The sequence below is a fragment of the Saccharothrix sp. NRRL B-16348 genome (assembly GCF_001280085.1).
In the GTDB taxonomy this organism is placed as follows: Bacteria; Actinomycetota; Actinomycetes; order Mycobacteriales; family Pseudonocardiaceae; genus Actinosynnema.
The window spans coordinates 1-13,928 of the sequence record NZ_LGED01000266.1 but is presented as its reverse complement, the minus strand read 5'-3'; the positions used below and the strand labels follow the sequence as shown (position 1 = coordinate 13,928).

Genomic DNA, 13,928 nt, shown 5'->3' with positions numbered 1-13,928 from the left:
CGCCGCGCGTGTACGTCACCCGGGGTACGTCACCGCAGCGACCGCAGCGCCTCGCCCAGATCGGACCGGGAGGTCACGCCCAGCTTCGGGAAGATCCGGTGCAGGTGGGTGCCGACCGTCCGGTGCGACAGGAACAGCCGTTGGCCGATCTCCCGGTTGGTCAGGCCCTCGGCGGCCAGCCGCGCGATGCCCAGCTCGTGCGGGGTCAGCTTCTCCCGCGCGTCCGGGTCCCGGTTCGGGCTCGACTCCCCCGCGCCGCGCAACTCCTGCCGGGCGCGTTCGCCCCACGCGGTCATGCCGAGCGCGTCGAAGGTGTCCCTGGCCGTGCGCAGGTGCGTCCGGCACTCCACCACCCGCCGCTGCCGGCGCAGCCACTCGCCGAACGCCAGGTGCAGGCGGGCCCGTTCGGCGGGCCACCCGGTCAGGTCGGCCCGCAGCGCGGCCGTGAACAGCGCCTCGGCCTCGTCGTTCGCCGCCAGCACCGCCCGCGCGTGGCGCAGCCCGATGTGCAACGCCGGTGAGGGCGTCGACGCGGCGGGCAGCTCCAGGTCCCGCACGATGTCCCGCACGGCGTCGGTCCGGCCGGCCCGCACGGCGGCCTCGGTCAGCTCGGGGAGGCAGTAGGCGCGCAAGGCCAGGTGGTAGGACGGGTCGGCGGGGTCGTGCACCCGGCTCAGGTCCGCGAACGCGTCCTCGAAGCGGCCCTCGCCCAACGCCGAGATCCCGTTCGCGAGGCGCACGGTGGCCAGCACCGGGCGGGCTCCCGCGGCGAGCCCGACCCGTTCCGCCTCGCCCGCCAGCGCCGCGGCTCGCCCGTGGTCGCCGCGCAGGGCGGCGATCTCCGCCTGCACGGCCGTGGCCAACCCGTGCATGAACGGCTGCCGGGTCTCCCGGGCCAGGTTCGCCGCCTCGGCCGCGACCGGCGCGGCCGCGGTCAGGTCGCCGAGCCGGGTCCGGCACCACGCCTCCACGGTCAGCGCCCGGGCCAGCACCCCGAGCTGCCCCTGGGCCCGCAGCCCGGGTGCCGCCGCCGAGGAGAAGCGTGCCGCCAGGTCGAACGCGCCGACCTGCAAGGACGCGCTGCCCAGGTACCGGTCGACCTCCGGGTCCGCGCCGGTGGCGGAGACCAGGACGCGCAGCTCGGCGAGCACGGCGTCACCTCGTTCGAACGGCGCGACGTACGCGGAGACGGCAACCATGGCCGGCCCGTCGACGGGCAGCCGATCGGCCACCGCCAACAGCGAACGGCGCGCGTCCGGGCCCGGTTCGACCCAGAAGCACCGCATGGCGGCGCCCCACAGGATCCGGGCCGCGGTGTCGAGCTGCCCGTCGTCGGCGACCGAGGCGGCCAGCTCGCCCAGCTCCGCCACCCGGGAGACGTCTTCGCGGACACCGTCCTCGAAGCCGCTGAGCACCCAGCCGGCGGTGGCGCGCTGCCGCGACGTGAGGTCCAGCGCCTGCGCGTCGCGCACCAGCCGTTCGGCCGTGTCACGACGACCGGCCTCGACCGCCAGCTCCGCGGCGCGCAGCAGCCGGACCGCCCGCCGGTCCTTCGACCCGCTGAGCCGGGCCGCCTGCTCCAGCGCGGCGATGGCGGCGGCGAGCCCTCCCCGCCGCCGGGCACGGTCGGCCGTCCGCTCCAGTTCGGTGGCCACGTCCTCGTCGGTCCCGGACGTCGCGGCGGCCCGGTGCCAGGCCCGGCGGTCCGGGTCGGCGACGAGGGTCTCGGCGAGCGCCAGGTGCGCCCGCCTGCGCTCGGCGAACGTCACCGCCGCCGCGACCGCCGAGCGGATCAGGGGATGCCGGAAGGTCAACGTGGTGCCGGCGACCTCGATCAGCCGGGGCTCGACGGCCGGCGCGAGGACGTCCGCCCCGACAGCCGCGCCCTCAAGCAACCCCGGCCCGCTGATTTCCGATTCGGCCGCCGCTTCCGCGCCCAGGCCCGAAGCCTCCCGCATCTCCGCGTCCGACCCCGCCGCCGTGTCCAGCAGCAGACCCGTGGCTTCGAGCATCTCGGAGACCAGGTCGCTCTGGTTCACGGCCGCCACCAGCAACGCGGTGCGGGTGGCCGCAGGCAGGGCGGCGACCCGGGCGGTGAACGCGCGTTCCAGCCGGTCGGTCAGCGGCAGCACCGGGTCGAGCCCGTCCGCGACCGCGGGCAACTCCGCCAGCGCCAACGGGTTCCCGGCCGCCTGCGCCAGCACCCGTTCCCGCGCCGCCGGCGCGAGGCCGGGCGCGACCGCGTCCAGGAACGCGGCGGCGGCCTCGTCGGACAGCCGGCCGACGGCCATCGGGGTCAGCCCGGCGTCCGGCAACGGCGAGCGCTCACCGTCCCGCAGGGTCGCGAGCAGCACGACCGGCTCGGACTCGATCCGGCGCGCCACGAACGCGAGCACGTCGAGGGTGGCGCGGTCGAGCCAGTGCACGTCCTCGGCGACAACCAGCAGCGGCCGGTCCGCGGCTGCCTCGGTCAGCACGGTCAAGGCGGCGAGACCCACGAGGTACGCGCCCGGTTCGTCGCCGTCGGCGAGCCCGAGGGCGGTCCGCAGCGCGTCCCGCTGCGGTCCGGGCAGCGCGTCAACCCCTGCCCGGACCGGGTAGAGCAGTTGGTGCAACCCGGCGTACGGGAGGTCCCGCTCGACCTCCGACCCCGTCGTCCTGAGCACGCGCAGCCCGGCGATCGACGCCGCGGCGACGGCTTCCGCCACGAGCGCGGACTTCCCGATACCCGCTTCACCGCGCAGGAGGACGCCGCCGCGGCCCACCGGACCGTCCACGAGTTCGGTCAGCGCCTTCAGCTCGGCGTCCCGCCCGAGGAGCGGCATCACCCGGCCACCAGGCGCGAGGGGCGCAGCGGCGGGTTGCCGCGCAGCCGCGCGCGGTGTGCCAGCGCCTTCATCTTGTTGCCGCAGGCGGCCATCGCGCACCACTCCCGGCGGAAGCCGCGGGAGGAGTCGACGTAGACCTGCGTGCACGCCGGCCGGCCGCACTCCTTCAGCAGGTCGGCCGCCGGGCCACCGAGGATCTCGACGGCGTGCCGCGCCACGGTGGACAACGCCTGCTCCGCCGTCGCCGTGAGCACCCGCCCGGCCGGCCCGAGCCGGGGCACCGCCGGCGGCCGGGCGGCCACCCGGTTGAGCAGGTCGACCGACGCGGGCCCGGGAGGCGTCCCGGTGATGCGCCCCCGGACGAGGTCGTAGATCGACTCGCGCAGCGCGACGGCCGCGGCGAGGTCGGCCGCGTCGCTGCCCGGCGCGGCATCGGCCACCCCGGACTCCACGAACCACGCGTCGAGAGCACGCGGGGAGTCCAGCACGTCTTGCGGCACCGGACTCCGTCGGACGCGCAGGGTGCCCACGAAATCCAACGCGAGGTCCCCGCAGGGGAAGGCGTGCTTCACGTAACCAGTCTGGCAGGTGACGAATACCAGCGCCAATCAATAGTCGTTTGACAGGTCGCGAATACGTGTGCGAGGGTGATCCGGTCGTCACTCGGACGGGCCCGGTCTCGGGCTCGGCGACTCCCTCACCGCTCGCACGTCGTCGTGCGAGCGCTCCTGACCCCTTCTCGGGTCACGATCACCATTGAGGAAGTCGATGAGACTCTGGACGAAACTCGTCTTGGCCGCCTTGGCGCCGGCCCTGCTCGTGGTGCCGGCGTCCGCCGAACCCGCGGGTCGGGCGATCGGCGACACCACGTGCGCACCGGTGCCCGTCTCCGCTCCGGCGGGCGCGCGGATCGAGGCGGTGCGGGCGGAGCACCGGCCCGGCGGGACGGTCACGTTCCCGCAGACGCCGTTGTCCGCGCCCGCGCCGATCACCGACGTGCCGCCGTACTGCCAGCTCACCATCACCCTCACCCACGACGGGAACGACCACGTCACCGTCGCGGTGGCGCTGCCGGGCGCCGGCTGGACCGGCCGCCTGCAGGCCGTCGGCGGGAGCGCCTACGCCGCGGGCGACTTCGGCGCGCCCCTGGTCCAGGCCGTCAAGGACGGCTACGCGGGCGTGACGACCGACGCCGGCGTGTCGTCGAACCCCTTGGACACCAGTTGGGGCCTGACCGCCGACGGTGCGGTCAACACGACGCTGGTGACCAACTTCGCCACCCGTTCGGTGCACGAGTCCGCCGTGATCGGCAAGGCCGTGACCCGCGCGTTCTACGGCCGTCCGGTGTCGTACTCGTACTGGAACGGCTGCTCGACCGGCGGTCGGCAGGGCTACGCGGAAGCGCAGGACCACCCGCGCGACTTCGACGGCGTCCTGGCGAACGCGCCGGCGGTCGACTGGACCCGGTTCGCGGTCGCGACCCTGTGGCCGCAGACCGTGATGCACAACGACCGCCACTTCCCGAGCGACTGCGTCCTCGCCGGGTTCCGCCGGGCCGCGATCGAGGCCTGCGACCCGGCTGACGGCGTCACCGACGGCATCATCGACCGGCCGGAGGACTGCCGGTACGACCCCCGCACGCTGGTGGGCACCACGCTGCTCTGCACGGGCGGCGCGGAGGTCACCGTGACGGCCGCGGACGCGGAGGTCGTGCGCAAGGTCTGGGCGGGCCCGACCGACCCGCGCGGCAGGAGCCTGTGGGCCGGGCTGCCGAAGGGCGCGGACTTCGGCTGGCTGGCCGGGACGCAGGTCGACGAGAACGGCGTGCCGTCGGCGCCCGGCTTCCCGGTCGCCACCGCCTGGGTGCGGACGTTCCTGGCGAAGCAGCCGTCGTTCGACACCGCCACGATCACCTACGAGCGGTTCGTCGAGCTGTTCCACCAGTCGGTGCGCGAGTACGACGAGGTCATCGGCACGTCGGACCCGGACCTCACCGGTTTCCGGTGGGCGGGCGGGAAGCTCCTCACCTTCGTCGGCACGGCGGACCAGCTGATCCCGCCCGGCGGCACGCTCGCCTACCGCGACCGGGTGGAACGGCGGATGGGCGGCGCGGACCGCGTGAACGACTTCTACCGCCTGTTCCTCGCACCCGGCGTGGAGCACTGCGGCGGCGGCGCGGGCCCGGCGCCGACGAACGCGCTCGGCGCGCTGGTCGACTGGGTCGAGCACGGCCGGGCGCCGGCGACCCTGCCGGCGGCGACGGCCGACGGCAGCCGGACCCGCGACCTCTGCGCGTACCCCCGGGTCTCGCGGTACCGCGGTTACGGCGATCCCGCGGTCGCGTCGAGCTACCGCTGCGCGCTGCGCTGACCCCTCCCCCACCGCCCGCGCCGGCACCCGGTGCGGGCGGTGGCCCGCGCGTTTCGCGACAACTCGTCGAAACGTTGGCGCAGAAGGAATTCCGGGTGGCGCGGAAGGGCGTGCCGCCGTTAATCGATCGCCGTCAGCCGGTCCGGTGGGGCAACATCGACAACACCCGAGGTGCCCCCGAAGGGAGTCGGATGGCTGCGCCAAGGTCCGAAAAACCCGTCAACAAACGCAAAACAGCGGTGCTGCTCGCCCTGCGCCTGTACGGCCGGGAGTTACGACGGCACCGGCTCCTCGGCGTGGGCGCGCTCGTGCTGCCCGCGCTGGGCAACACGTGCCTGCTCTACCTGACACCGCTGGCGGTCGGCGCGCTCGCGGGTCGGCTCGCGAACGGCGGCGACACCGGTCTCGCCACCGTGCTGCCGTACGTGCTGGTCTTCGCGGGCCTGATGCTGCTCGCGGAGGTGCTGTGGCGCATCGGCGTCCACTGCCTCAACCGCACCGACGGACGCGGGATCGAGCACCTGTCGGTGTTCGGCATGGACGCGCTGCTCGCCAAGGACGCGGCGTTCTTCCACGACAACTTCGCCGGTTCGCTCACCAAGCGGGTGCTGAGCTTCGCGTCGCGCTTCGAGGAGTTCGTCGACACGGTGGCGTTCAGGATCGTCGCCAACATCATCCCGCTGGGCTTCGCGTGCGTCGTGCTGTGGAGCTACCACCCGCTGCTCGTCGCGGTGCTGCTCGGCCTGATCCTCGTCACGGGCTTCGTGGTGGCGCCGCTCATCCGCCGCCGCCAACGCCTGGTCGCCGAGCGCGAGGCCGCCTACGCCCGGCTGTCCGGGCACGTCGCCGACACGCTGATGAACATGGAGACGGTGCGGGCGTTCGCGGCCGAGGAGCGGGAGAGCGCGGAGCACCGGGACCGGGCCGCCGAGACCAAGGTGCTGGCGCTGCGGTCGTGGGACTACGGCAACCTGCGCATCGACACGGTGGTGGCGCCGCTGTCCGTGCTGACCAACGCGCTCGGCCTCGCGGTCGCCGTCGGGGTCAGCGGCGGGCTGGGGGTGGAGGCGATCGTGGTGACGTTCGCCTACTACACCAACGCGACGCGGATCATGTTCGAGTTCAACCAGATCTACCGGCGGTTCGAGAGCGCTCTCACCGAGGCCGCGCAGTTCACCGAACTGCTGCTCGACGACCCGACCGTGCTCGACCCGGAGGACCCGGAACCGTTGCGGGTCGAGGACTCCGGGGTCCGGTTCGACGGCGTGGTGTTCGCGCACGGCGGCGGCAAGCCGCTGTTCACCGGCTTGGACCTGGACGTCCCGGCGGGCACGCGGATCGGGCTGGTCGGCCGCTCCGGCGGCGGCAAGACCACGCTCACCCGGCTGCTGCTGCGGCTGATGGACGTCGACGAGGGCCGCATCCTCATCGGCGGGCAGGACATCGCGCGGCTGCGCCAAACCGACCTGCGCAGCCTGATCGCGTACGTGCCGCAGGACCCGGCCATGTTCCACCGGACCCTGCGGGAGAACATCGCCTTCGCCCGGCCGGGCGCGACCGACGCCGAGATCCGGCGCGCCGCCGACGCCGCCCACGTGACGGAGTTCGCCGACGCGCTGCCCGACGGGTTCGACACGATGGTCGGCGAACGCGGGATCAAGCTGTCCGGCGGGCAGCGGCAACGGGTCGCGCTGGCCCGCGCGATCCTGCGCGACGCGCCGATCCTGCTGCTGGACGAGGCGACCAGCGCGTTGGACTCGGAGAGCGAGGTGCTGGTCCAGGAGGCGCTGTGGCGGCTCATGGAGGGCCGCACGGCACTCGTCGTCGCGCACCGGCTGAGCACCGTCGTGCGGATGGACCGGCTGATCGTGCTCGACCGGGGCGGGATCGTGGAGCAGGGCACGCACGCCGAACTGCTCGACGCCGACGGCTCGTACGCGAAGCTGTGGCGCCACCAGTCCGGCGGCTTCCTGGACGAGACCGCGCCCGACGACGTCGACGCGGGTGAGCCGGACGCGGTGGGCGCGAAACCGTCCTGACCGTGGACCACCGCTGTGGAGGGCGAACACCGCCGACCCTCCACAGCGGACACCCGCCCCGGAGCCCTACCGGGTGGCCTCGAACTCCTCGTACAGCTCCGGGATGTAGGCGAGCAGGAGGTCGATGGTGCCGAACGCCCCGTTGATCGGGTCGAGCTGCGCGTAGGCGTAGGCCATCTCGGACCCCTTGCGCGACGGCGCGGACTCGCGCACGTCGGTCAGCCAGTCCACGAACGGCACGCGCCGCACGACCAGCACGGGGTTCAGCAGCGCGGCGTAGACCAGCAGCAGGTCCAGCACCACGGGCCGGTTGCGCAGCGTCCACCGGTAGAACTCCGAGAACAGGAAGAACCGGCGCTCGACCGCCGTCGGCACGAGGCCGTGCACCTGCTCGGCGACCGCGACGCCGTGCTCGGTGGAGGCCTGCTCGGCTTCGCTCCACGCCCGGTCGTGGACGTTGCGGACGGTCAGCTCACCCCGGTGCAGCCGGGTCAGGTAGTCGGCCCACCGCGCCGAACCGGGGTTGCCGAAGCCGTCGGTCGCGCGACCCAGCGCGAGCGCGACGCCGCGTTCGATCCCCTCCAGGATCCCCGCGTCGACGTGCGAGATCCACGTGCCCGGCGTGCCGAGCCGGTGATCGCGGAAGAACGACAGCACGCCCTCGATGTTGCGCCAGCGGTCCGCCGCGCCCAGCTCCGCGGCGGGTCCGCTCTGCACCAGGCGGAGGAACTCCAGCCGGTCCGCCATCGCCATCCGGTCGATCTCGGCGGCCGTGCAGTCCAACGACGTCGCGCACTCCCCCGGCGACCGCACCACCGCCATGGCCTGCGTCGGCGCCACCAACCCGGCGACCAGGGCGAGCACGACTACCCATACGGAACGCTTCACACCGGGCAACTTAACGTCCCCACGCGGTCACGGTGCGCGAAAACCACCCGTTCAGGTTGCGGACACCCGCAGCGGCTCGGGCGCGGGCTTGAGGAAGCTGGTCCCCCAAGCCGCCACGACGCCCGCCGCGCAGACGATCAGCGAGATGAGCATCGGGCCGTCCGAGCCGCGGCTGACCACCGAGCCGCCGACGAGCGCGCCGATCGCGATGCCCAGGGTCACGGCGGACGCGGGCAGGGTGGCCGCCAGGTCACGGCCCGGACCGGCGAGGCCGACGACCCGGTGCTGGATCGACGGGACCATGCCGAAACCGACGATCCCCCACACGAACAGCGCGATCGCCGCGACCACCGGGTTCGAGCCGAGGAAGTACAGCGCGGCGAGGGCGAGCACCAGCACGACGCCGCCGAGGACGATCGTGGCGGCCGCGTTCCGGTCCGCCGCCGCGCCGCCCGCGAACGTGCCGACCGCGTTGGCGATGCCGTACACCAGCAGGAAGACCGCGATCGTGCCGCCGGAGACCCCCGTGACGTCGGCCAGGAACGGCTGGATGAACGTCAGGCCGGCGAACTGGCCGCCCATGATCAGGAAGCCGAGGCCGAGCAGGGCCAGGACCTTGGGCGCGAACGCGTGCCTGGCCTGCGCGCCGAAGCCGCCGATGCCCGAGTTCGGCACGGCCGGGATGACCGCCAGGGCCAGCGCGAGCGTGAGCACGCCGGCGATGACGATCGCGACGAACGACGCCTCCCAGCCCCGGCTCTGGCCGATCAGGGTGCCGATCGGGACGCCGAGCGCCGTCGAGACGGCGATGCCGCCGAAGACGAACGAGATCGCCTTGCCCATCTTCTCCGGCGGCATCATGCCCACCCCGACCGCGAAGGCCACCCCGATGAACAGGCCGTGCAGCGCCCCGGTGAGCACGCGGGCGGCCAGCAGCAGGCCGAAGGTCGTGGCCACCACGGCGACGGCGTTGACGAGGACGTACGCGGCCAACGAGACCTGGAGCAGCCGCCTGCGGGCGAACCTGATCGTGAGGGCGGTCAGCACCGGACCGCCGAGGGAGATGCCCAGCGCGTAGCTGGTGACGAGGCTGCCGGCGGTGCCGATCGAGACGTCCAGGTCCGCGGCGATGAGGTTCAGGATGCCGACCACGATCAGTTCGGCGCTGCCCATCACGAACGTGCCGCAGAACAACGCGGTCAGCGCCAGGGCGGTCCGCGCCCGGCTCGGTGCGGGACGCGTGTCTGCACTCATGGGATTTCCTCGGTTCTGTTCACGGAGTCGGCGTGCGATGCCGATCGGACGGTAGGGAACGATCCCTAACACCGCAACCGAATGACCTTGCGCAGGACCGTTCGACGACGTCAGCGCGCCGCTCCCCGTCCCGCCCGCGAGACATCCCCCGTGTTCCGGCACCCCCAGACCATCCCGCACCCGGAGGTCGAAGGCAGCGGACCGCCGACAGTCCACTGTGGACTGACCCGGATCCGGGCCGCCCCGACACCGAACCCGTCGAACACGCATTCGCGTCCGTCACCCGTCCGGGAGGCGAGTGCGGCAGGATGATCGGCATGGTGAGCCCTGCCGCCGACGGAGCGCCCGGCGCGGTCTCGGACGTGCGGCGGGACGCCGTGGTGGCGTGCGCGGTCTACGTCGACGGTGTGCGGCTGCCCGGCGACTGGACGCCCGCCGACGCGGTCGCCGAGGTGCGGGCGCGCGGGGTCGGGTTCGTCTGGGTCGGGCTGTTCCAGCCCGACGAGGACCGCATCCGCGACGTCGCCGACGCGTTCGGGCTGCACGAGCTGGCCGTCGAGGACGCCGTGCACGCCCACCAGCGACCCAAGCTCGACCGCTACGACGACAACCTGTTCATGGTGCTCAAGACCCTGCGGTTCGTGGAGCACGAGTCGCCGACGACGGCGAACGAGATCGTGGAGTCCGGCGAGATCATGGTGTTCGTCGGCCACGACTACGTCGTCACGGTCCGCCACGGCCACCACTCGGAGCTGGGCGACGTGCGCCGTCAGCTGGAGGCCGCGCCGCACCTGCTGGCCGCGGGGCCGGCGATGGTGCTGCACGAGATCGCCGACCGCGTGGTCGACGGCTACCGCGAGGTGATCGAGGCGTTCGAGGGTGACGTCGACCTGGTCGAGACCGCGGTGTTCGCGCCGCGCAGCGAGATCGGCGTCGAGCAGATGTACCTGGTCAAACGCGAGATCATGGAGCTGCGGCGGGCCGTGATGCCGCTGGCGGGCCCGCTGCGCAAGCTCAGCGAGGGCGCGTGCGGCCCGCTGGTGCCCGACGTGGTGCGCTCCTACTTCCGCAACGTCGACGACCACCTCACGGCCGCCGCGGAACGGGTCGTCGCCTTCGACGAGATGCTGACCACGCTGGTCAACGCGACGCTGGCCAAGGTGTCGCTGCAGCAGAACAACGACATGCGGAAGATGTCCGCCTGGGTGGCGATCATCGCCGTGCCGACCATGGTCGCGGGCGTGTACGGCATGAACTTCGACCACATGCCCGAGCTGCGCTGGCAGTACGGCTACCCCTTGGTGCTGTCGGCGACGCTGGCCGTGTGCGTGACCCTGTACCGGCTGTTCAAGCGCAACCGGTGGCTGTGACGAAACGCGGGAGGCACGCGCCCGGCGCCCCAAGGCGGTGGCGGCGCGTCCCGCGGATCCGGCTCACGGCACCATGGACGACATGATGCGGCAGCTCCCCGCCAAAGACCGCCCGGGCAAGGACGCCTGGCTCGGACCGATCTCACTGTGCCTCGCCCTGCTCAGCTGGCCGATCCCGGCCGGTGGCACGGTCATGGCGGTCGGCGCGGTGGCGTGCGGCGCGCTGTCGATGGCCACCAAGACCGAGTACCGGCTGGACTGGACCGCGGTCACGGGCACGTGCCTCGCCGTCCTGCAACTGCTGCTCTCGCTGATGCTGCTGGTCATGGAGGCCCGCGGCCACTAGGACAACCCGCCACGTGACGGTGCGGTCGCTCGCCACCCGGTGTTCACCCCCGGGACGCCTCGATGGGTTACAAAGCGCGCGCCGTCGTCGAGGTTGGAGGCCCCGTGAGCCGTCCGGTTCGTGTTCTCGCAGGTCTGATGGTGTGCGGGGTGACCGCGTCGCTGCTGGCGCCCGCCGCGACGGCGACACCGCCCGACCGGTTCCAGCGGGTCGGCACGCTGTCCGTGTTCGCCAACAGCTCGGCCGGTGAGCACACCGCCGCCGAGATCGCGGCGGCGACGGCGGACGGCCGGACCGTCGTCTACACCGACTCCCCCGCCGGGCGGATCGGGTTCGCGGCCTTGGGCCGGGACGGCGCGCTCTCCCCCGCCGGCGTGCTCGACCTGCCGGGCGAGCCCACGTCGGTGGACGTCCTCGGCCGGCTGGCGCTGGTCGCCGTCGACACCTCCGAGTCGTCCACCGCGCCGTCGGGCGTGCTGGTGGTGGTCGACCTGGACGCCGAGGCGGTCGTGGCCACGCACGACCTCGGCGGGCAGCCGGACTCGATCGACATCTCCCCCGACGGGCGCCACGCCGCCGTGGCCGTCGAGAACCAGCGTGACGAAGACGTCGCCGACGGCGCGCTCCCGCAGGCGCCCGCCGGTTTCCTCGCCGTCGTCGACCTCGCGGGTGGTCCGCGGGCGTGGACGGTGCGCCGGGTCGGCCTCACCGGTCTCGCCGAGGTCGCGCCGGAAGACCCGGAACCCGAGTACGTCAGCGTCAACGGCCGGGGCCAGGCCGCCGTGACGTTGCAGGAGAACAACCACATCGCGATCGTCGACCTGCGTTCGGCGGAGGTGGTGAACCACTTCTCGGCCGGCACGGTGACGGTCGAGGGCGTGGACGTCGCGGACGACGGCCGGATCGACCCGACCGCGACGATCACCGCGGCCCGCGAGCCCGACGCGGTGGCCTGGCTGGACGACCGCACGCTCGGCACCGCCGACGAGGGCGACTACCAGGGCGGTTCGCGTACGTGGACGGTGTTCGACGCGGCGTCCGGCCGGGTCGTGTTCTCCTCGGGCAACGAGCTCCAGCAGGTGGCGATCCGCCAGGGCCAGTACCCCGACGGCCGTTCGGACAACAAGGGCGTCGAGCCGGAGGGCTTGGCCGTGGCGTCGTTCGGCAGGCACCGGTACGCGTTCGTCGGCCTCGAACGCGCCAACCTGGTCGCCGTCTACGACGTGGACGACCCGCGCCGGCCGCGCTTCGTGCAGGCGTTGCCGACCGGCGTCGGCCCGGAAGGCCTGCTGCCGATCCCGGCGACCGGCACGCTGGTCGTGTCGGCCGAGGAGGACTCCGCCGAGGACGGCGTCCGGTCGTCGCTCACGTCCTACCGCCTGACCCGCACGCCGCTGACCGTGGCGTTGGCGCGCAACGAGGGCTCACCGTCGATCGTGTCCGACGGCATCGGGTTCGGCGCGCTGTCGGGGCTGTCCGGCATCCCGGGCAACCGCGGTGACGTCGTGGCGATCACCGACTCGGCGTACGTCCCGACCCGCGTGCTGACGATCGACACGCGGTCCGCGCCTGCCCGCGTGCGCGCGGAGCTGACCGTGACCAAGGGCGGACGGCCGGTGGACTACGACGGCGAGGGCATCGCCGCGCGGCGGGACGGCGGCTACTGGGTGGCCGCCGAGGGCGACGGGAAGGCGCGGCCGAACCTGCTGGTCGAGGTGTCCCGGACGGGTGAGGTCGTGCGCGAGGTGCCGTTGCCCGCCGAGGTGGCGGCGACGGCCACGAGCAACGGCTTCGAGGGCGTGACGACCACCGGCCGGGGTGACGGCGAGCAGGTGTGGCTGGCCGTGCAGCGGGAGTGGAAGAACGACCGGCGGGGCGAGGCGACCCTGGCCCGCTTCACCCCCGCGACGGGCGAGTGGTCGTTCGCGGCGTACCCGCTCGACGCCGCGTCGACCGGCTGGGTGGGCCTGTCGGAGGTGACCGCGCTGGACGACCGCACGCTGCTGGTGCTCGAACGCGACAACCAGCGCGGTGCCGCCGCGGTGACCAAGAAGGTCTACCGGGTGGACCTCTCGGCCCTGGCCACGGCCGCCGCGGGTCAGCCCAAGCCACTGGCCGCGAAGACCGAGGCACGCGACCTGCTGCCGGCGCTCACCGCGGGCGGCGGCGTCGCGCACGACAAGCCGGAGGGCCTGGCGGTCGTCGGCGACGGCCCGCTGCGCCGCCTGGTCGGCGTGGTCGACAACGACGGCGTGGACGACGCGCCGGGCGAGTCGGTCTTCCTCCGCCTCGGCTGGATCCGCTAGGCACGACGCCCGACAGGGGAGGCCTGGCGGCGCGCGCCGGGCCTCCCCTGTCCGCGAACCGTCAGCCGGTGCGGCAGGTCAGGCTGGGCCAGTTCCAGTTGCCCCCGTGCTGGATGGTGAAGCCGAACACGTTGCCGTTGCCGTTGGGACGTGCGGTCATCACGTTGCCGCTGCTGTCCCAGCCGGTAGTGGCGTTCCAGGTGGCGATGATCTTCTGCGGCGGGCTCACGGTCACCGTCACCACCCAGTTGTCGGCGCCCGAGACGGTCACCTGGCCGTTGAAGCGGTCACTCCACTTCGTGCCCTCCGAGTACGTCGCGGTGCAGCTCCCGCCGGGCTGGCCGGTGGTCGTCGTGGTGCTGGTCGGTGTCGTCGGTGTGGTCGTGGTGGTGGAGGTCGGCACGACGCCGCCGTTGAGGGCGTTGAGGGTGGAGGTGTAGGCGGCCTTCTTGTTGCCGGAGCCGTCGAACAGCAGCGGGGTGCCCGAGGCGCGCCACGAGTCGGTGTCCCGGATGCCCCACACCGTG

10 protein-coding genes are annotated in these 13,928 nt (G+C 73.4%); 5 read left to right on the top strand and 5 right to left on the bottom strand.

Features of this window, described 5'->3' with window-relative positions; translation table 11 throughout:
• Positions 1-29 precede the first annotated feature (29 nt).
• Both ADK67_RS44235 and ADK67_RS44230 read right to left on the bottom strand, forming a co-directional pair.
• Positions 30-2,825, bottom strand: a complete 2,796-nt coding sequence (locus ADK67_RS44235) for an ATP-binding protein (RefSeq protein ID WP_053722631.1) — start codon at positions 2,823-2,825, stop codon at positions 30-32.
• A complete protein-coding gene (locus ADK67_RS44230; protein WP_053722606.1) occupies positions 2,825-3,400 on the bottom strand; it encodes a CGNR zinc finger domain-containing protein in 576 nt (191 codons plus the stop codon). Before ADK67_RS44230 ends, ADK67_RS44235 begins: the two co-directional genes overlap by 1 nt.
• Before the next feature lie 196 nt (positions 3,401-3,596).
• Between ADK67_RS44230 and ADK67_RS44225 the strand changes: the two genes are divergently transcribed.
• Together ADK67_RS44225 and ADK67_RS44220 are read left to right on the top strand one after the other, a co-directional pair.
• A complete protein-coding gene (locus ADK67_RS44225; RefSeq protein WP_053722605.1) occupies positions 3,597-5,198 on the top strand; it encodes a tannase/feruloyl esterase family alpha/beta hydrolase in 1,602 nt (533 codons plus the stop codon).
• Positions 5,199-5,389: 191 nt separating this feature from the next.
• Positions 5,390-7,237, top strand: a complete 1,848-nt coding sequence (locus ADK67_RS44220) for an ABC transporter ATP-binding protein (RefSeq protein WP_053722604.1) — start codon at positions 5,390-5,392, stop codon at positions 7,235-7,237.
• Positions 7,238-7,303: 66 nt separating this feature from the next.
• On the opposite strand, the gene ADK67_RS44215 is transcribed toward ADK67_RS44220, so the two are convergent.
• Positions 7,304-8,125 (bottom strand): hypothetical protein, encoded by an 822-nt coding sequence (locus ADK67_RS44215; RefSeq protein ID WP_157621588.1) that lies wholly within the window; start codon positions 8,123-8,125, stop codon positions 7,304-7,306.
• Between the two features lie 51 nt (positions 8,126-8,176).
• On the bottom strand, positions 8,177-9,379 hold the full coding sequence (locus ADK67_RS44210) for an MFS transporter (protein ID WP_053722602.1): 1,203 nt from the start codon (positions 9,377-9,379) through the stop codon (positions 8,177-8,179).
• 317 nt (positions 9,380-9,696) lie between these two features.
• Between ADK67_RS44210 and ADK67_RS44205 the strand changes: the two genes are divergently transcribed.
• From ADK67_RS44205 to ADK67_RS44195, 3 genes are all read left to right on the top strand, one after another.
• Positions 9,697-10,749: a magnesium and cobalt transport protein CorA gene (locus ADK67_RS44205; RefSeq protein WP_053722630.1), complete on the top strand. Its 1,053-nt coding sequence runs from the start codon at positions 9,697-9,699 to the stop codon at positions 10,747-10,749.
• A gap of 82 nt (positions 10,750-10,831) precedes the next feature.
• A complete protein-coding gene (locus ADK67_RS44200) occupies positions 10,832-11,095 on the top strand; it encodes a hypothetical protein (RefSeq protein WP_157621586.1) in 264 nt (87 codons plus the stop codon).
• Positions 11,096-11,244: 149 nt separating this feature from the next.
• Positions 11,245-13,401: an esterase-like activity of phytase family protein gene (locus ADK67_RS44195; RefSeq protein ID WP_197289916.1), complete on the top strand. Its 2,157-nt coding sequence runs from the start codon at positions 11,245-11,247 to the stop codon at positions 13,399-13,401.
• A gap of 61 nt (positions 13,402-13,462) precedes the next feature.
• Here ADK67_RS44195 and ADK67_RS44190 read toward each other — a convergent pair.
• Positions 13,463-13,928 (bottom strand): endo-1,4-beta-xylanase (locus ADK67_RS44190; RefSeq protein WP_197289915.1); only part of this gene is annotated, 466 nt, incomplete at its 5' end.